Origin of the sequence: Poseidonocella sedimentorum, from assembly GCF_900116005.1 — a bacterium.
Lineage (GTDB): Bacteria > Pseudomonadota > Alphaproteobacteria > Rhodobacterales > Rhodobacteraceae > Poseidonocella > Poseidonocella sedimentorum.
Window position 1 is genome coordinate 1 of record NZ_FOYI01000004.1, and the last position, 15,780, is coordinate 15,780.

The 15,780-nt window shown below is 61.9% G+C and carries 18 protein-coding genes; 2 read left to right on the forward strand and 16 right to left on the reverse strand.

All coding sequences use genetic code 11. The annotated features are described in order from the left end of the window. On the reverse strand, positions 1 to 237 hold a 237-nt coding region (locus BM353_RS07105), incomplete at its 3' end, for a transposase (RefSeq protein WP_177220475.1). A gap of 497 nt (positions 238 to 734) precedes the next feature. On the opposite strand from BM353_RS07105, the gene BM353_RS17110 reads away from it, so the two are divergent. Next, positions 735 to 1,106: a hypothetical protein gene (locus BM353_RS17110; RefSeq protein ID WP_245759596.1), complete on the forward strand. Its 372-nt coding sequence runs from the start codon at positions 735 to 737 to the stop codon at positions 1,104 to 1,106. On the opposite strand, the gene BM353_RS16585 is transcribed toward BM353_RS17110, so the two are convergent. The 14 genes from BM353_RS16585 to BM353_RS07180 all read right to left on the reverse strand — a co-directional run bounded on the left by BM353_RS16585 (position 1,044) and on the right by BM353_RS07180 (position 13,661). Beyond that, entirely contained in the window at positions 1,044 to 1,745 is a 702-nt protein-coding gene (locus tag BM353_RS16585; protein ID WP_143104116.1) for a hypothetical protein, read from the reverse strand. The genes BM353_RS17110 and BM353_RS16585 overlap by 63 nt on opposite strands. Positions 1,746 to 1,818: 73 nt before the next feature. Continuing rightward, positions 1,819 to 2,619, reverse strand: coding sequence for a crotonase/enoyl-CoA hydratase family protein (locus BM353_RS07120; RefSeq protein WP_092078551.1), 801 nt, complete (start codon positions 2,617 to 2,619; stop codon positions 1,819 to 1,821). A gap of 2 nt (positions 2,620 to 2,621) precedes the next feature. After that, entirely contained in the window at positions 2,622 to 3,896 is a 1,275-nt protein-coding gene (locus tag BM353_RS07125; RefSeq protein ID WP_092078553.1) for a CaiB/BaiF CoA transferase family protein, read from the reverse strand. 7 nt (positions 3,897 to 3,903) lie between these two features. Then, positions 3,904 to 4,233, reverse strand: coding sequence for an NIPSNAP family protein (locus BM353_RS07130; RefSeq protein WP_092078556.1), 330 nt, complete (start codon positions 4,231 to 4,233; stop codon positions 3,904 to 3,906). Between the two features lie 17 nt (positions 4,234 to 4,250). Next, entirely contained in the window at positions 4,251 to 5,687 is a 1,437-nt protein-coding gene (locus BM353_RS07135) for an aldehyde dehydrogenase family protein (RefSeq protein ID WP_092078559.1), read from the reverse strand. 28 nt (positions 5,688 to 5,715) lie between these two features. Next, positions 5,716 to 6,087: a YciI family protein gene (locus BM353_RS07140; protein WP_177220476.1), complete on the reverse strand. Its 372-nt coding sequence runs from the start codon at positions 6,085 to 6,087 to the stop codon at positions 5,716 to 5,718. A gap of 64 nt (positions 6,088 to 6,151) precedes the next feature. Then, positions 6,152 to 7,111: a Bug family tripartite tricarboxylate transporter substrate binding protein gene (locus tag BM353_RS07145; protein WP_092078565.1), complete on the reverse strand. Its 960-nt coding sequence runs from the start codon at positions 7,109 to 7,111 to the stop codon at positions 6,152 to 6,154. A gap of 97 nt (positions 7,112 to 7,208) precedes the next feature. Next, entirely contained in the window at positions 7,209 to 8,705 is a 1,497-nt protein-coding gene (locus tag BM353_RS07150; RefSeq protein WP_092078568.1) for a tripartite tricarboxylate transporter permease, read from the reverse strand. A gap of 2 nt (positions 8,706 to 8,707) precedes the next feature. Further along, entirely contained in the window at positions 8,708 to 9,172 is a 465-nt protein-coding gene (locus BM353_RS07155; RefSeq protein WP_092078572.1) for a tripartite tricarboxylate transporter TctB family protein, read from the reverse strand. 65 nt (positions 9,173 to 9,237) lie between these two features. Next, a complete protein-coding gene (locus tag BM353_RS07160; RefSeq protein ID WP_092078574.1) occupies positions 9,238 to 10,272 on the reverse strand; it encodes an Ldh family oxidoreductase in 1,035 nt (344 codons plus the stop codon). Beyond that, positions 10,269 to 11,135: an alpha/beta hydrolase gene (locus BM353_RS07165; protein ID WP_218155469.1), complete on the reverse strand. Its 867-nt coding sequence runs from the start codon at positions 11,133 to 11,135 to the stop codon at positions 10,269 to 10,271. The genes BM353_RS07160 and BM353_RS07165 overlap by 4 nt, the downstream gene beginning before the upstream one ends. Positions 11,136 to 11,194: 59 nt before the next feature. Next, positions 11,195 to 11,752 (reverse strand): NADPH-dependent FMN reductase, encoded by a 558-nt coding sequence (locus BM353_RS07170; RefSeq protein ID WP_177220477.1) that lies wholly within the window; start codon positions 11,750 to 11,752, stop codon positions 11,195 to 11,197. 13 nt (positions 11,753 to 11,765) lie between these two features. After that, a complete protein-coding gene (locus BM353_RS07175; RefSeq protein ID WP_092078583.1) occupies positions 11,766 to 12,680 on the reverse strand; it encodes a VOC family protein in 915 nt (304 codons plus the stop codon). 105 nt (positions 12,681 to 12,785) lie between these two features. After that, entirely contained in the window at positions 12,786 to 13,661 is an 876-nt protein-coding gene (locus BM353_RS07180; RefSeq protein ID WP_092078586.1) for a fumarylacetoacetate hydrolase family protein, read from the reverse strand. A 176-nt stretch (positions 13,662 to 13,837) separates the two neighbouring features. On the opposite strand from BM353_RS07180, the gene BM353_RS07185 reads away from it, so the two are divergent. After that, a complete protein-coding gene (locus BM353_RS07185; RefSeq protein ID WP_177220478.1) occupies positions 13,838 to 14,536 on the forward strand; it encodes an FCD domain-containing protein in 699 nt (232 codons plus the stop codon). Positions 14,537 to 14,804: 268 nt separating this feature from the next. On the opposite strand, the gene BM353_RS07190 is transcribed toward BM353_RS07185, so the two are convergent. After that, positions 14,805 to 15,647 (reverse strand): DMT family transporter, encoded by an 843-nt coding sequence (locus BM353_RS07190; protein WP_092078592.1) that lies wholly within the window; start codon positions 15,645 to 15,647, stop codon positions 14,805 to 14,807. Between the last annotated feature and the right edge of the window lie 133 nt (positions 15,648 to 15,780).

The window sequence follows — 15,780 nt, forward strand, 5'->3', positions numbered from 1 at the left end:
ACGCAGACGCGGAATGCGCAGCTCGACGCTGCCCGCACGGGTCTGCCAGTCTCGGTCGCGGTATCCGTTCCGTTGCGCCAGCCGATCGCTGCTTTTCTCGCCGTAATCGGCACCGGTCTTGGCGCCGACCTCAAGTTCCATCAGCCGCTCGGCTGCGAAGCCGATCATCTCACGCAGCAGGTCGGAATCGGCACTCTTTTCGACAAGCGCACGCAGGTCCATCATAGGTTTGGTCATCGGGTGTCGTCCTTGGTTCAGGTTGGTTGTCGCAACCCAACCCTACCGGGAAACCCGATGGCCACCGCCAGCTACACCACGTCCGTGGACGTCACCCCTGATTGCAGTACTCATAATCCGAATAAGTGCTTCACGTTCTAACTGGCCTGTCTTGGTTTTTCCCCAATCCACTACCACCATAATAGCGATTGAGTGCGCCGCAACACGACATCACGCGATTGAAACATGAACATACGCTGCACACGACGCCGATCAAGCTGTTGAAATAAATTATGAATCAGCACCATCTATCATAGGGGCACCGAACAATCTAGCGTGTTGATTTATTTGCGTTTTGTGTATCTTCGAACTGTTGGCTTTGGACCCTGCTACGCAGGAATACGCCCCAATATTCCAGAATTTGCCGGGTCCAGATCAGACGAAAGGGCCGCTACGCGAGCGAGACGTTTCTCCGTCGCGACGATGCCCATCGCTGGGCCCGCCTAGCGGAGACCCGGGTGGATCAGGGGTTGGCGCCGAACAAGTCGTCCGTCTCCCGCCTGACCACCTTCGGCGATCTCATCGATCTCCACATAATCGATATGTGCGAGGTAGGCAAACCGCCGCGTCGCAGCAAGGCCGCCACGCTCAAGACGCTCAAGCGCGATCTGGGCAAGGATAAGATCGGGCACCTCGACCGGCAAAAGCTGATCGACTACGGCAAGATGCGCGCTGATCAAAACGCCGGTCCGGTGACCCTCAGCATCGATATCGTCGTGGTCAAGATGATCATCACCCACGCTGCAGCCGTTCACGGATCCACTTGCCTACCAACCCTCCCACAACCTCGCAGGGTCGCTTTCGAACCACTCATCAAGCTTTCCGGATAGCTCGTGGCCTTTCTTGAAGGAAATTTGCCATATTTGGCCAAAATCGGCATCCGATTTTGACCATTCCTCGAATGACGCCCAAACACGCCGAGAGTGCATCAGCCCGTCGCAAAACAACAGTTGTTGCAGCTCCAATCCGCCATTGAGGACCATGTTTGCGTCCGGCGTTGGATGACCGCCAATCCGACAATGCCAGCCGTAGTGTTCATTGTTAAAATAGCCATCTGCCGCTTCACGCAGATGTCTCGGCTGCCAGAATTTCCGCCGCTCGTCATCACTAGCGCGCAGCCACTCGGCGGCATGCTTGTGACGATTGGCAAAACAATAGATCAGATATTCAATCTCAAGAAGCTGCCTAAGTAGCGTAGCGCAAGCATAGCATTCATCAGCAACTGCCGCTGATTTGATCATAACAACCAGGCTCGCGCACGAGCGCATAAGTGTTGCGACACCCACCGCTTCGTCAGAACCGTGTCCTCCTATCGATACTCCTGACTTCCGATCCGATCCAACACAATGGCCAATCAAAGAAAGAAAAGAGCCTGTTTCTTTGAGGCCAATCGCCATACGTTCGATAAGATCGAGCCATTTTTCTGGCCATCCTTCACCAAAAAGAAGTGTTTCGAGTTGTTGATCCATGGAGGGATCTGCACATGATTTTATGTAGTAATCAATCCGAAAGCACTGAACCGGCGGGCCGTGACCTGCGCCCCTAGTCGCCTTTGAACACCCCGTCCCGCCGCTCGAGCAAGGCCGCGACGGCCTCCGCGTGGTCGGCGGTCTGGTGCACGGCACCTTGATAGGCGGCAGACAATTCCAGCAGTTGATCGAGAGTCGAAACCGTCCCCTCCCGCAACAGTCGCTTGGTCAACCGCAGTTGGCGGGGCGGGTTGCGGGCGATGCGGCGGGCCGTGGCCATTGCGGCCTCGAGGAGCTCTCCCGGCGGCGTGACTCGGGACACAAGCCCCCAATCAAGCGCCGTTTGCGCATCGATCGGATCGGCGGTAAACGTCATTTCAGCGGCGCGCGACAGCCCCACTTGGCGCGGCAGGATCCACGAGCCACCATCGCCCGAGATGATGCCCACATTCACGAAATTCTCGGCAAAGGTCGCGGTCTCCGAGGCGATGCGGATGTCGCAAAACAAGGTCAGGTCGCACCCTGCCCCATACGCCGGCCCGTTCACGGCGGCGATCATCGGCACCTCGACGTTCCACACAGCCTTGGCCACGCGCTGGATGCCTGCACGGTAGGCGTTTCGCACGGCAATGGCGTCGCCCGCAAAGATGCCTTCCTTGTCGCGCATGTGTTTAAGGTTGCCGCCCGAGGAGAACGCCTTGCCCGCCCCAGTCAGGATCGCACAGCGGATCGACTGGTCGGTGTTGAGCCAGTCCATGGCGGCGCAAATTTCGGCCATCATGTCAGCGTCAGTGATCGGGTTGCGCAGCTCCGGCATGTTCAGGGTCAGCGTGGCGATGCCGTCTTCTTGCGATATCAGGAGTTTGTCGGGCATGCTCACTCTCCGTCTTTTTTGGTGCGGAAATCCGCGATCGTTCCGTCGGTCATGAGCGCCTCAAGGTCGAAGATAGACGGGTCCAGCATATGCGACAGAATCCCGATCGTATCGGCCCCAAGGTCCGGTGCGGCGCGCGGCGGCATGGCCGGGGTTCGCGACAGATTGATCGGCGAAGCGACACCGACGAGCCTGTCGCCCTGCGGCGTTTCCGGTGAGGTCCTCAGCCCGCGCGATTGCACATGCGGATCGGCGAAGACCCGTTCAATGGTGTTGATCGGCCCCACGGGCACGCTGGCCGCGTTCAGCGCTTCGATCCAGTCGTCCATGCTCCGCCCCGACATCAGGCCTTGAAGGATCGGGATCAACACGTCGCGATTGCGCACCCGTTCGGGATTGGTGGCAAAGCGCGGATCCGTCGCCAGCCCCGGCGCTCCGGCGACGTCGCAGAACCGAGCGAACTGGCCGTCATTGCCCACCGCAAGGATCAAATGGCCGTCACTGGTGGCGAAGGCCTGATAGGGCACGATGCTGGGATGTGCGTTTCCAAGACGACCCGGCGACTTGCCCGTGGCCAGGTAGTTCATCGCCTGATTGGCCAGCGTGGCGACCTGAACATCGAGCAATGACATATCGATATGCTGCCCCTCGCCCGTGGCATCGCGGTGCCGCAAGGCCGACAAGATGCCGATCACCGCGTAAAGCCCGGTCAGCACGTCGGTCAGCGCCACGCCGACCTTCATCGGTTCCGCGCCCGGCGTTCCATCGGGTTGGCCCGTGACGCTCATCAACCCGCCCATGGCCTGAATGAGGAAATCGTATCCCGCCCGGTTTGCATAGGGCCCGGTCTGTCCGAACCCTGTGATCGAACAATAGACGAGATCCGGTTTGACAGCCGCGAGCGACGCATAATCAAGCCCGTACTTCGCCAGCCCCCCAACCTTGAAATTCTCGATGACGACGTCGCTTTGGGCCGCCAAGGCCTTCAGGATCCGCTGCCCCTCGGGACGGGCCATGTCGACCGCAACCGATTTCTTCCCCCGGTTGGCGCCGTGAAAATAGGCCGCGCCACGGTCCCGGCCCTGTTGGTCGGTCACGTTCGGCGGCCCCCAACTGCGCGTATCGTCCCCCTCGCCCGGGCGTTCGATCTTGATCACCTCCGCCCCCATGTCCGCCAGAATCTGAGTGGCCCATGGGCCCGCGAGGATCCGGGTCATGTCCAGCACGCGCAGCCCGGACAAGGCGGCACCCGGGACAGTCTTTGAGGTCTCGGTCATGATCCGCCTAACGCACGGAGGAAAAGGCGGTTGGCGCAAGGAAGCTGGACGCGATATTGGCCACGACCTCTCCATGCGCCTCTTGATGTGTCGCGCGCGCCGCGACCCATTCAGGGTCGCTGGCGAAGGTGTTCCAGAGCCGTTCGCGCTCCTCCAGCGATTCCCACGCCAGGAAATAGGTCAGGTCATGGTTGGACGGGCCGACAAGGGTCGTGAAAAAACCGGCGGGGCGCAGTCCGATCCGCTCCCAGATCTTCAGGGTCGTGGTCTCGAACCGCTGCAACAGCGCGGGCAGACCGCCGGGAACACAGGAATAGATGCGCATCTCGTAGATCATGGAGTGTCCTTAGGGGCTCAGGCCAGGGTGTAGGCGGTCTTGACGGTGGTGAAGAACTCGGCAGCATAGCGGCCCTGCTCACGGGGGCCATGGCTTGACGCCTTGCGCCCGCCGAAGGGCACGTGGAAATCAACGCCTGCGGTGGGCAGGTTGACCATGACCATGCCGGCCTCGGCGTTGCGTTTGAAATGGGTGGCGTGTTTCAGGCTGGTGGTGGCAATCCCGGCGGACAGACCGAAGTCCGTGTCGTTGGCCACGGCGAGCGCCTCGTCATAATCCCGGACGGCGATCACGGACGCGACAGGTCCGAAGATTTCCTCCCGGGCAATCCTCATCTGATTGGTGCAATCGGCAAACAGGGCCGGCATCTGGAAGTAGCCCTCCGTCTCGCGGGACACACGGTTGCCTCCGGCCACAAGACGCGCGCCCTCGGCCTTGCCGATCTCGATATATTTCTCGTTCTGCGCAAGCTGGCTTTCATCGACGACAGGGCCGATCTGTGTGTCCGGGGCAAGGGCATCGCCCACCCGCAGATCCGCCATGCGCGCAGTCATCTTGTCGAGGAAGGCATCGTGCACCGCGTCTTCCACGATGATCCGCGATGAGGCCGTGCACCGCTGCCCGGTCGAGAAGAAGGCGCCATTGATGACGCAGTCAACGGCGACGTCCAGATCGGCGTCCGCCAGCACTACGAAAGGGTTCTTGCCGCCCATCTCGAGCTGGACCTTGCGCATCAGCTCCGCGGATTTCGCTGCCAAAACCGCGCCGGTTGGAACCGACCCCGTAAAGGTCAGGGCCGAGACGTCCGGGCTATCGACGATGGTTTGGCCCACGACCGATCCGCGCCCCATCACGAGGTTCACCACGCCCTCCGGAAGGCCCGCACGGTGCAAGATATCGACCAGCGCCCAGCCGCAGCCCGGGACGAGATCCGCCGGTTTGAACACGACCGTGTTGCCGTAGCAAAGCGCCGGCGCCAGTTTCCAGGCGGGGATTGCGATGGGGAAGTTCCACGGCGTGATGACGCCGACGACCCCAACCGGCTCGCGGGTGATCTCGACACCCACACCGGGGCGAATGGAGGGCAGTACCTCGCCCGTCAGGCGAAGGGCCTCGCCCGCAAAGAAGTCGAAGATCTGGGCCGCACGGACCGTTTCCCCCACCCCCTCGGCCAATGTCTTGCCCTCTTCCCGCGACAACAGCCGCCCCAACTCATCCTTGCGCGCCAGGATTTCGTCGGCGGCTGCACGCAGCACCGCGTGCCGTTCCAGGGGCGTTGAGCGAGACCATGCCGGAAAAGCCGCTTTGGCGGCATCAATGGCATCCTGCGTCTGCGCTGCGCTGGCGCGCGCGTAGTGGCCCACGATATCCGATGTGTCGGACGGATTGATATTGGGAGCGGTATCGCCCGCGACCCAGTCGCCGCCGACAAGGTTCAGCTTTGGTTCCGACATGACTGCCTCCGGTGGTTGTGTGGTAAGATCAGCCGACGACGGCGGTCTGATCGGAATAGCGTACGGTCACGGTCATTGCGCCCTCGTTCAGCATCCAGCGATGAAGCGTGTATTGGCGCAAACCGTTTGCATGAAAGGGGTCGGCATCGGCCAGGGCGCGCGCGGCGGCCTCATCCTGGGCGCGCACGATGATCATGCCGCCGGTGGGAACGGACCCGCCATCCTCAAAAATCGGGCCGGCGCCGAACAGGCTGCCATCGCGCTCCATCGCGATCTGATACTCCAGATGCGCGGGCAAGAGGTCCTGCATGCCGGGACCACGCGCAGGCCGCGTCGTGATCACCCAAAGCGACCGGCGCAGCATGGTGGCGTAAAGCTCTTCAGGTGTCTTTGCGGTCATCTGGGGCCTCATGCGATGGACATATCAGGCGCGCGGAGGGGCCCCCGCGCGCCAGTTTGCTTGCTTAGCGCCGCTCGATCCCGGCGGTCTCGATCACCTCGGACCAGACCGCGATCTGACGCTCGACCAATGCCTGCAGTTCCGCACCGGTCGAGGCACCCGGATTTGCACCAAGCGCCGCAATGCGTTCGCGCACGTCGGGTTGTGCAAGCGCATCACTGATGGCTCCCGACAAGATCGCCACGATGTCGTCCGGCACGCCGGCAGGCGCACCCAGAGCGGTCCAGGACACCACGTCAAATCCCGGCGCGACGGTCTCGTTCAACGTCGGCACATCGGGCGCGTCGGGCCAGCGATCCGCGGAGGTCACAGCGAGGATGTCGTAGACGCCTGCCTCTGCCTGGCCGCTGATGACGGTGCCTGTGTCGATGATCAGGTTGACTTCGCCGCCCATCAGCGCCGTGCTTGCCGCCGCGCCGCCCTTGTAGGGGACATGAATGAAATCGGCCCCCGTTTGCAGGCCAAGAAGCTCACCAGTGAGGTGCTGGGTGGAGCCAACACCGGAATGGCCGATGACAATGCTTCCGGGATCGGCCAAAGCCGCCTCGATCACGGCATCGATGGATTCGTATTCACCCGCGCGGGCGGCCACGAAAAACGGGAATTGTCCGATCGTGGACAGGAAGGTGAAGTCATTCACCGAGTCGTAGGGCAACTCGTTGTAGAGGCCCGCGGCCACGGCATGGCCGCCCACCATCAGCTGCAAGGTGTAGCCGTCGGGATCTTCGCCCGCGACATAGCCGGACGCCACGGTTCCGCCAGCACCGGGGCGCGACTCCACGACGACGGGCTCGCCCAGATTGGTCGAGATCGCCTCGCCCATGATACGGGACACGGTATCGGCATTGCCGCCCGCGCCGAAGCCGTGGACGATGCGCATGGCGCGATCGGGGAACTCTTGCGCCAGTGACGGCGCAGCGAGCGCCAGCGTCAGCGGCAAAGCGACGAGTAGGTTCTTGATCATGGTCTTCCTCCCAAGGTTTTCAGTCTTCAAGTGATGTCAGGCCGCGTTCCTCCCTTTGGCCTGATACACGCCCTACGTCAGGCGCGACGTTGTACGGTCACGATGGTGGCCGGACAGTTTTTCGCCGGGCACTGATGCTCGACCAAATGGCAAATACGACCAACGCAACCGAACACGTGACCAAGATCGCGCTGATCGGGCGGGTCAGGAATATCGTGAAGTCACCGCGATAGATCAGCATCGCGCGGCGGAAATTATCCTCAAGCAGCGGGCCGAGCACGAAGCCGAGAAGCACCGGCGCAGGTTCGAACCGGTAGTTCTTCATCAGGTAGCCCAGAACCCCGAACGCAAGCGTCAGGACGACATCCGTGACGCTGGTGCGATGCGAATAGACGCCGACACAGATCATCACGATGATCACCGGATAGAGCTTCTGGTAGGGAATGCGCAGCAACAGAACCCAGAGCCGGATCAACGGAACGTTGATCAGCAGCAGGATGATATTGCCGACAAAGAAACTGGCGATGACCCCCCAGAACAGTTCGGGCTGATCGACCATCAGGCGCGGGCCGGGGATGATCCCGTTCAGGATCAACGCGCCGATGATCAGCGCCATGACCGCATCGCCCGGAATGCCAAGCGTGAGCGTCGGTATGAACCCGGTCTGCGCGGCGGCGTTGTTGGCGGATTCCGGTGCGGCAAGGCCCGGCAGATGGCCGGTGCCGAACTTCTCGGGTGTCCGCGAGAACCGTTTTTCCATCGCATATGCCATGAAGGACGCAATGGCGGCCCCCGTGCCGGGCAGAGCGCCAAAGAAGCTTCCGAAGCCCGAGCCGCGCAGGATCGGAAAAACCAGCGAGCGGGCTTGTTTCCTTGTTGGGATGACATCGCGCATTCGGATCGAAAGGGCCGGGCCTGACGGCCTCTTGTTGGCCGCGTTGCGGATGATCTCGCTGACGCCGAACAGTCCCATGGCCAGCGAGACGAGGCTGATCCCGTCGGCCAGCTCTGGCATGGCGACAAAGCGGTAGTACCCAGTGGTTTGATCCGCGCCGACAAGGCCCAACGCGATCCCCAGAACCACCATCGCGAAGGAGCGGAGCTGCGAGCCTGTCCCGATCAGCGAAGCGGCCAGCAAGCCAAGTATGACCAGCATCGCATATTCCGGCGCCCCGAAGCGCAGGGCAATCAACGTCATCGGAATAGCGGCCAGTACCAGGATCGCGACACCGATCATGCCACCAACGAAGGAGGAGAACGCCGCCACGAATAGCGCCAGTCCCGCTCGGTTGTCTTGCGACAGAGGGTAGCCTTCAAGGCAGGTCACGACCGATGACGGCGTGCCCGGCAGGTTGAGCAGGATCGACGCGATCGACCCGCCATATTGCGAGCCGTAATAGATGCCAGCCAAGATGATCATCGACGTGGTCGCATCGAGGTAGAATGTCACCGGCAACAGCAGCGAAATCGCTGTGATCGCCCCGATCCCCGGCAGGACTCCGATCAATTGGCCAATGAAAACGCCGATGAACGCATACATCAAGATTTGCGGCTGCATCACGACGCTCAGACCAAGGAGGAATTGATCGATCATCGCTACCTCCAGAACGCCGGGATTGGCAGCTCAAGGGCCACCAGAAACAAGAGCCACCCGCCAAGTGTCGCCAGAGATGCATAGATCAACACGTTCAGCGGCCGCGCATCATCATCCGCGAACATCGAGACGGCGACCGCAAGGAACATGGACGGGACAAGGCCCACGACATCCACGAAAGCTGCGAAAATGAGGATCCCTGCCGAGACGAAGACCAGACCGCGCCACTGAATTTTGCGCGCCTGTGGCAGCGCCGGTGCCATCACGTCGCTGACAATGATCGCAATCGCCATGGCACAGATCGCGAACCCGATGACGCGCGGAATGAAGCCCGGACCCATCTGGGTCAGCCGACCCACCGGATACTCCCAAGCCACCGCCAGCATGATGAGCCCGATGGCAAGGAGCACACCGCCGCTGACGGAGCGCTTTGCGATGGATGGCTGGTCTTGCTCTGTGCCTTGCATTGTTGCCCCTCCCTCCGAGCGTTGATGTGTCTGGCGTATCGTCGCAGTCTGGCAAGCATGCCCCTCTAGGGCGGCGGCATGGCCTTCGGTGCCGCAACGGCGAACTTTTCGGCCATGGCCGCCAAACGGTTGAGCGTGCCCTGCGCGATTGGAATGCCATACGCTTGCCGTTCCTCGGCAAGGCGAAAGCCGCGCTCGCCGGGCATCAGGATCTGATCGGTGGCAGGCGCCTTGGGCAGCGCCTTCAGGCTGCTGACCAGCTCCGCGATCTGCGTGGCGAAGACATCGGGGTCGGCAAAGGCCTCGACCCTGATCGCCAACGCCGCCCCATTCATCGCGCCCTTGCCGCCCGACAACACGCCCGAGATTGCCGGGTTCGACACCAGAACACTGGCGAGAACCTCGATCATCAGTGACAGGCCGGAGCCCTTTGGGCCACCAAGCGGTGTCAGGGTCGACACCTGCGCCGGATCGGTCGCAGGCGCGCCCGCGGCGTCGATCGCCCATCCTTCGGGGATCGGAATACCGGCATCCTTGGCGTGCATGATCTTGCCCAGGGCGACGGTGGACGTGGACATATCCAGCAGCAACGGCAGCCCCCGGCCCGGTACCGCGATTGAGAGCGGATTGGTCGACAGCCCCGCGACCCGCGATCCGTGATACGCCATCAAGGGCCCCGACGCGGTCATCACGATCCCCACATACCCCCGTTCTGCGGCGCGCAGGGCGAAATACCCAACCGCGCCCGCATGGGTGATGTTGCGGGCCGAACACCAGCCGATGCCCATACGGCTGGCGATTTCCACCGCCGTGTCCATTGCGACGACCATGCCCGATGGGCCCGGCGCGCGCGCGGCCTCGACCGCGGCGACCGCGCCCTCTTGCGATACCACGGATGGAACAGCTTTGGGATCGATCAGACCCTGTTCGACCATTTCGCCGTAGCGAGGGACGCGCAGGACACCATGGGAATCGGCCCCCCTGGAATTCGCCCAGACCAGGATATCCGCCGTCCGCTCCGCATGGTCGGGCGCATAGCCCACCGCCAGCAATAGCGCCGCAGCATAGTCTTTGAGATCCTGGGGGCGAAACCGCGTCATGCGTCGTCGCTGAGCGGAGTGGGGAAAAACTTCTTCAGCCAGGCAGAGATCAGCGCGCGGGTGTGCGGCGCATCTTCGTCAGACAACGGGAAATGCGACACGCCGGTCGGGATCATCAGTTCCGCATTGGCGCCCGCCTTCTGAAACAGGCTGATGGATTGCTCCATGGGCGTGATCACGTCACCGGCCGTGTGGAACAGCAAGAGTGGGCGTGGAGCGATATCGGCCACGACATCCTCGGCTCGGAAATGATACATGCTGATCGCTGTTTCCACCGGAACTTCGAACTGCGCGTGGGGCGACAGGTTCTTGCGCAACTCCTCCGGGATCGGGACCACATCAAAGCGCGAGACCCACATGCTTTCGCCCGTCTCGGCACGGTGGCGACGACCTTCTTCGAGGATGCCGGTGAATTTGGCCCAGGCCTCCGGAGTGGGATGCTGGCCGCGGAACTTCCGCTCGCCGTCCCCCCACCCGCAAAGCGACAGAACGCAGGCCACGCGCAGATCCACGCCGCCGGTAAAGATCGCCACGGCAGCGCCAAAGCTGTGCCCGGTCACGCCAATGCGGTCGGGGTCGACCTCCTCGCGTTCGGCGATGAAGGTGAGCGCGTTGCGGGTATCGGCCACCTGGTCGAAGCAGCGCACCTCGCCGCGCGCGCCCTCACTCTCGCCGCAGCCACGAAAATCGATACGGAAGGCGCAATAGCCCATCTCCTCGATCATCCGCGCAACCAGTTCGACGTGGGATTTGTCCTTCGTCCCCACGAACCCGTGCAGCACGATGAATGTCGGCAATCGCTGTCCGGGCTTGCGACCCTCCGGCACATGCAGAACGCCGGACAGTTTCAAGCCGTCGGACATGAACGTTAGTGGGTGTTCCATTGGTATGGCCTCGTCTTCTGTTCGGGTCGGGGTCGCGGCTAAGCGCGATTTCCTGATTTGCAGAATGCATCGAAGGCGGTCAGGTGGCCGCGCAGGAAAGCCTCCGTATCGGCGTGCGTTATCGTGCCCGCCTCCACATCCACTTTGCTCTTGGCGACCCCGATCTGCACCTCCGGCTTGGCCATGATGACGGTGCCCTGCGAATGCAGCGTCTGACGCAGGCTTTCATGCACACGCGCGCCGCCCAACAGGCCCGGAGACACGCTCCAGATCGCCACGGGCTTGCGCTCTAGCGGATTGGGGTTCACGCGCGACACCCAGTCGATGGCGTTCTTCAGACCGCCGGGGATCGACCAGTTGTATTCCGGCGTCACGATCAACAGCGCATCCACCGCCTCCACAGCCGCGATCATCGCCGCGACCGCGTCCGGCATGCCGTCGTCCAGAATGTCCTGATTGAACAGCGGCAGACTGCCCGGATTGGGCAGGAGCACCGCTTCCACGCCATCCGGCACAAGTCCGGCGGCCGCGCGCGCCGCAGCTCGCGACAAGGACGCGCGCCGCAAGGAGCCTTCAAGAATACCGATCTTAGTCAATGGTCTGACCCTTTCAATTCCGTCCCGCGGCCGGTTCCGCCCACGGGAAATGATGCTCGCGCCAAGGTAGCGGCGCGGGCTCGCCCCAGACATTCATGACCCGCACATTCTCGGGGCGCTTCAGCGCGGTAATCACATTGGGCTCGTAGCGGTCATCATCGTTGATCAGCGCCATGTTGCCCGCGCATTCGACCATCGCGCCGCAGGCGTCGATGTAGTAGGCGAAGGTGTTGTCGCCCGGCCGGTGGCGGCCGGGGCCCCAGATGAAATTCTTGTCGATGGTGTCCAGACGATCCCCGAGATGGCAATAATCCGAGAACTCCGCCACTTCCCAAGAGTAGTGGTGCAAGCCCGTGTCGCCCCGGACGATGCCGAGGATATGATGAAGCCGGTTCGCGCCCCGCATCCAGCTCAGCCCGTCGTCAACCATGCGCTCCGACAACCGCATACCCAGAATAGTCTCCATCTGAGAGCGGGTTTCGGCGGGGTCCGGCGAGGTGATGTTCACATGATCGATGCGGAGCGGAGCCATTCCCGCTGTCGCGTGACGGTTGCCATAAATTTCTGTCGCCACAGGACTGTGCAATTCGAACGTATGACCCTGCGGCGTGACGAAGCTCATACCGGTAACGCAGCAGTCAAGGCTGGCCTCGGAGGACACGAGCCGACAGCCGGCATCGACCACGCGAGCGGCCGCTTCGGCCACCGCCGCTTCGGATACCGCCTCGAAGCCAAGCGACCGGATCGCGTTTTCGCCCGACTCGTGCAGCACCAATTCCGCCATGCGCCCGTTGGACGACAACCAGACGCAACCAGCCTCTTCCCTAGTGACCCGCAGACCTAGGACCTCGCGGGATTCCCGGACCAAGGCATCAACATCCACAACGTTCAACTGGACGTGTCCCATCGAGTTTACGAGGTAGGTCATGTCAGCTCTCCCCTTCACTGCATGTATGGCGTGCTAGCATGAAGTTTCCCCAATCACAAACATTTTCGAAAATCTTATTAAGATTGAAAGTCAGGGGCGTCGGCTTCACCTTCCAGCAGCCGAGTCCCCGCCCTGACATGCCTCCGCCTCCACGGAGTTCGACAGGACGCCGATACCGTCGATCTCCACCTCGACAACATCCCCCGGTGTCAGGAATTCCTGCGGCGACCGCGTGATGCCGAACCCGGTGCAGGTCCCCGTGACGATGACATCCCCCGGTGCGAGCGGCGCGAAGGTGGAGATATACGAAATCAGGTAAGGGATATCGAAGATCATCCGCGATGTGTGCGTGCGTTGCTTTTCCACGCCGTTGACCCGCGTCACCAGAGAAACACCGTCTGTCGGGATCGGCAGATCGCCCGCCTCCACCATCCAGGGGCCAAACCCGCCGGTTCCGGTGAAGTTCTTGCCCGGTGTGAATTGGTGGCTGTGCTTCTGCCAATCCCGCACGCTGCCGTCATTGTAGATCGAATAGCCCGCGACATGGGACATCGCGCGCTCGGCCGCAATGTGCCGCCCGCCCGTGCCGATGATCACCGCCAACTCGCCCTCGAAATCCAGCTTCTGCGATGATCGCGGCTGGATGAGGGGCGCGCCGTGGGCGATTTGCGACGATGGCAGGCGTAGAAATAAAACCGGATAGGCTGGCACCTTGTTCGGATCGGTTGAATCGTCCCAATAATTGACGGCCGCCATCACGATCTTGTCGGGATTGGGAATCACCGGAGCCAGTTCGACCGTATCGAAGCCGAATTCGGGCGCGAGCGCACTGTCAAGAAGCTCCCGCGGTCGTCCCGCGGCGACGAAGGATTTCAAATCCGGATACTGGCCGCCCGAGCGCGCGCCAAGGTCCACGATCCCCTTGTCCACGACAGCCCCCCACGACGGACGCCCACTTTTCACGAAAGACAGCAGTTTCATTCGCAACTCTTTCTTTTTTCGAAAATCTGTCTATCCTTGAATAATCGTGGAAGGAAGCCTTTTTCTCGATTGCGGTGTCATTCTCCGCCCGGATGGGATATTCGAAAATCCGCAGTGGGGGCGTTCGGGCGCCGTTACCCCGGGGCCGCAGCGGCCGACCAATGATGGAGCAATGCGTGAATTCAGGCATTTTGAAACCGGCCAGCAGCCCCTCTTCAAAAACCGAGACGTCAGGGTCGCGCGATGTGTTGACGCGGCTGCGCACCGATATCGTGAGCAGTGTGTTTGAGCCGGAAACCCGTCTGAAATTCGCCGACATGACCAAACGCTACGATGTCGGCATCGGCACATTGAGAGAAGCGCTCTCGCAGCTGTCTTCCGAGGGGTTCGTGACCGTTGAGGCCGGAAAGGGCTTCAAGGTGTCGCCGGTTTCGGCCGAGGAACTCATCGAGATCACCGATCACTTCATCACCTTCGAGAAGCGCGCGGTGCGCGAGGCCATCGCCCACGGAGGTGAGGACTGGGAGACCAATATCGTCGCGGTACATCATCGGCTCAGCCTGATCGAGGGGCTGCCCTGGGAACGGCGCATGGAACGCCATTCCGAATGGGTCGAACGCCACCGTGAGTTCCACGAGGCCATCATCGCTGCCTGCCCCGGGCGATGGCTGTTTCGGCTGCGCTCCATCATGTTCGACCAACTTGACCGGTACCGTTTCGTGACCAAAAGGGCCCCGGAGGGACTGGGCGGTCGAAAATTGGAGGAGCATCGCGAAATCATGACCGCAACGCTCGCGCGCGACGCAGATCTCGCCTGCGCATTGATCGAACAACACATCCGAGACACATCCGAGCGCGCGATAAAACTACTCTGACCGGAAAAATCCGGATTGGTCTGCACGGGCGCAATCAGAAGACGTCCGCTTCAATTGCGCCAGTCGGTGCAGAGCCGCGATCCCCGAGCGATCAGACGACCTGCGGCAGGCCGCTGAGCAGTGTCCGCGCGCCGAAGACGTCGGTGACAGGGCCGGCAGTGACGACAGATTGAGCGGTCGCCATTCGCCAGTGGTCCAAGTGGCAATGGTGAATCGCTCTCGCCGCAATCGTCTCGGTCTGGCTGCGAAACGAGGACGTGTCCTGACCCTAGATGGCCAGATATCCAATTGCGGAAAACACCACGACGATCCCAAGCCACTGCACCCCTGTCACCGCCTCTTTCAAAAACACGGCGGCGAGGATGATCGTAAATACTCCAAAGGTCGATGCCGCAACGGATGCAAAATACGGAAACGCAAAACTTCCTGCCAGCATGATCGCCCCGATGGCAATCGCGTCGAGCACGCCCATCACGATCAATATCGGAAGCGCCGATCGCGCCGGTATCACGGATTGCCGGAGTATCAGCGCCAGCCCCCCGACGACCGCGACCGCCCCAACGCGCGCCGTGGCAATCGCCATCATCTCGGTGCCCGCCGCCATCGATTGCTGCCCCAGCGCAAAGGACGTTGCAAACCCAATGGCCGCCAGAATCGACCATAGCACCGCGGATGTTCTTGACCGTCCCGTGCTGTCGGCATCCTCGGAGGTCACGGCGACGACCCCGCACCCGCCCACGATGATCAACACCGCGGCCCACTGCCACAGCGACACGCCCTGACCGTTGGTGACGGCCCACCCCACGGACAAGATCGGAAAGCTGGCCACGACCGGAGCGACCAATCGGACGGGGCCGATGGAAAGCGCCTTGTAGAAAGACAACCCCGTGATCCCGAACACGATGCCGGACAACACCGCCAGCCCCCGCGCCTGCGCGGTTATCCCTGTGGTATCCAACGCGAGTGCAAGTCCCGCCGACATTATGCAGCCGGTCACAAGAACGGGAAACAGCGAAGGAAACACCCCGACCTGTTGCGAGATGTAGCGCACGAGCGTGTCATGCACGCCCCAGCACAGGGCCGCGATCAGGCCGAGCGTCAGCGCGCCCAAGACGTGTCAGCCACTTTCCGGCAAGATTTTTGCATATGGCGGCGCCCCTTTGCTTGCAGCTTGGCCACTGCACCAGTATTCTTACAGTTAAATAATGTTTCCGCTAGTGCAATTTCACACGGCTCTGGAGGCC

Coding starts and splice junctions, on each gene's coding strand:
- BM353_RS16585 (WP_143104116.1), bottom strand. CDS start 1,745: ATGGATCAACAACTCGAAACACTTCTTTTTGGTGAAGGATGGCCAGAA.
- BM353_RS07120 (WP_092078551.1), bottom strand. CDS start 2,619: ATGCCCGACAAACTCCTGATATCGCAAGAAGACGGCATCGCCACGCTG.
- BM353_RS07125 (WP_092078553.1), bottom strand. CDS start 3,896: ATGACCGAGACCTCAAAGACTGTCCCGGGTGCCGCCTTGTCCGGGCTG.
- BM353_RS07130 (WP_092078556.1), bottom strand. CDS start 4,233: ATGATCTACGAGATGCGCATCTATTCCTGTGTTCCCGGCGGTCTGCCC.
- BM353_RS07135 (WP_092078559.1), bottom strand. CDS start 5,687: ATGTCGGAACCAAAGCTGAACCTTGTCGGCGGCGACTGGGTCGCGGGC.
- BM353_RS07140 (WP_177220476.1), bottom strand. CDS start 6,087: ATGACCGCAAAGACACCTGAAGAGCTTTACGCCACCATGCTGCGCCGG.
- BM353_RS07145 (WP_092078565.1), bottom strand. CDS start 7,111: ATGATCAAGAACCTACTCGTCGCTTTGCCGCTGACGCTGGCGCTCGCT.
- BM353_RS07150 (WP_092078568.1), bottom strand. CDS start 8,705: ATGATCGATCAATTCCTCCTTGGTCTGAGCGTCGTGATGCAGCCGCAA.
- BM353_RS07155 (WP_092078572.1), bottom strand. CDS start 9,172: ATGCAAGGCACAGAGCAAGACCAGCCATCCATCGCAAAGCGCTCCGTC.
- BM353_RS07160 (WP_092078574.1), bottom strand. CDS start 10,272: ATGACGCGGTTTCGCCCCCAGGATCTCAAAGACTATGCTGCGGCGCTA.
- BM353_RS07165 (WP_218155469.1), bottom strand. CDS start 11,135: ATGTCCGACGGCTTGAAACTGTCCGGCGTTCTGCATGTGCCGGAGGGT.
- BM353_RS07175 (WP_092078583.1), bottom strand. CDS start 12,680: ATGACCTACCTCGTAAACTCGATGGGACACGTCCAGTTGAACGTTGTG.
- BM353_RS07180 (WP_092078586.1), bottom strand. CDS start 13,661: ATGAAACTGCTGTCTTTCGTGAAAAGTGGGCGTCCGTCGTGGGGGGCT.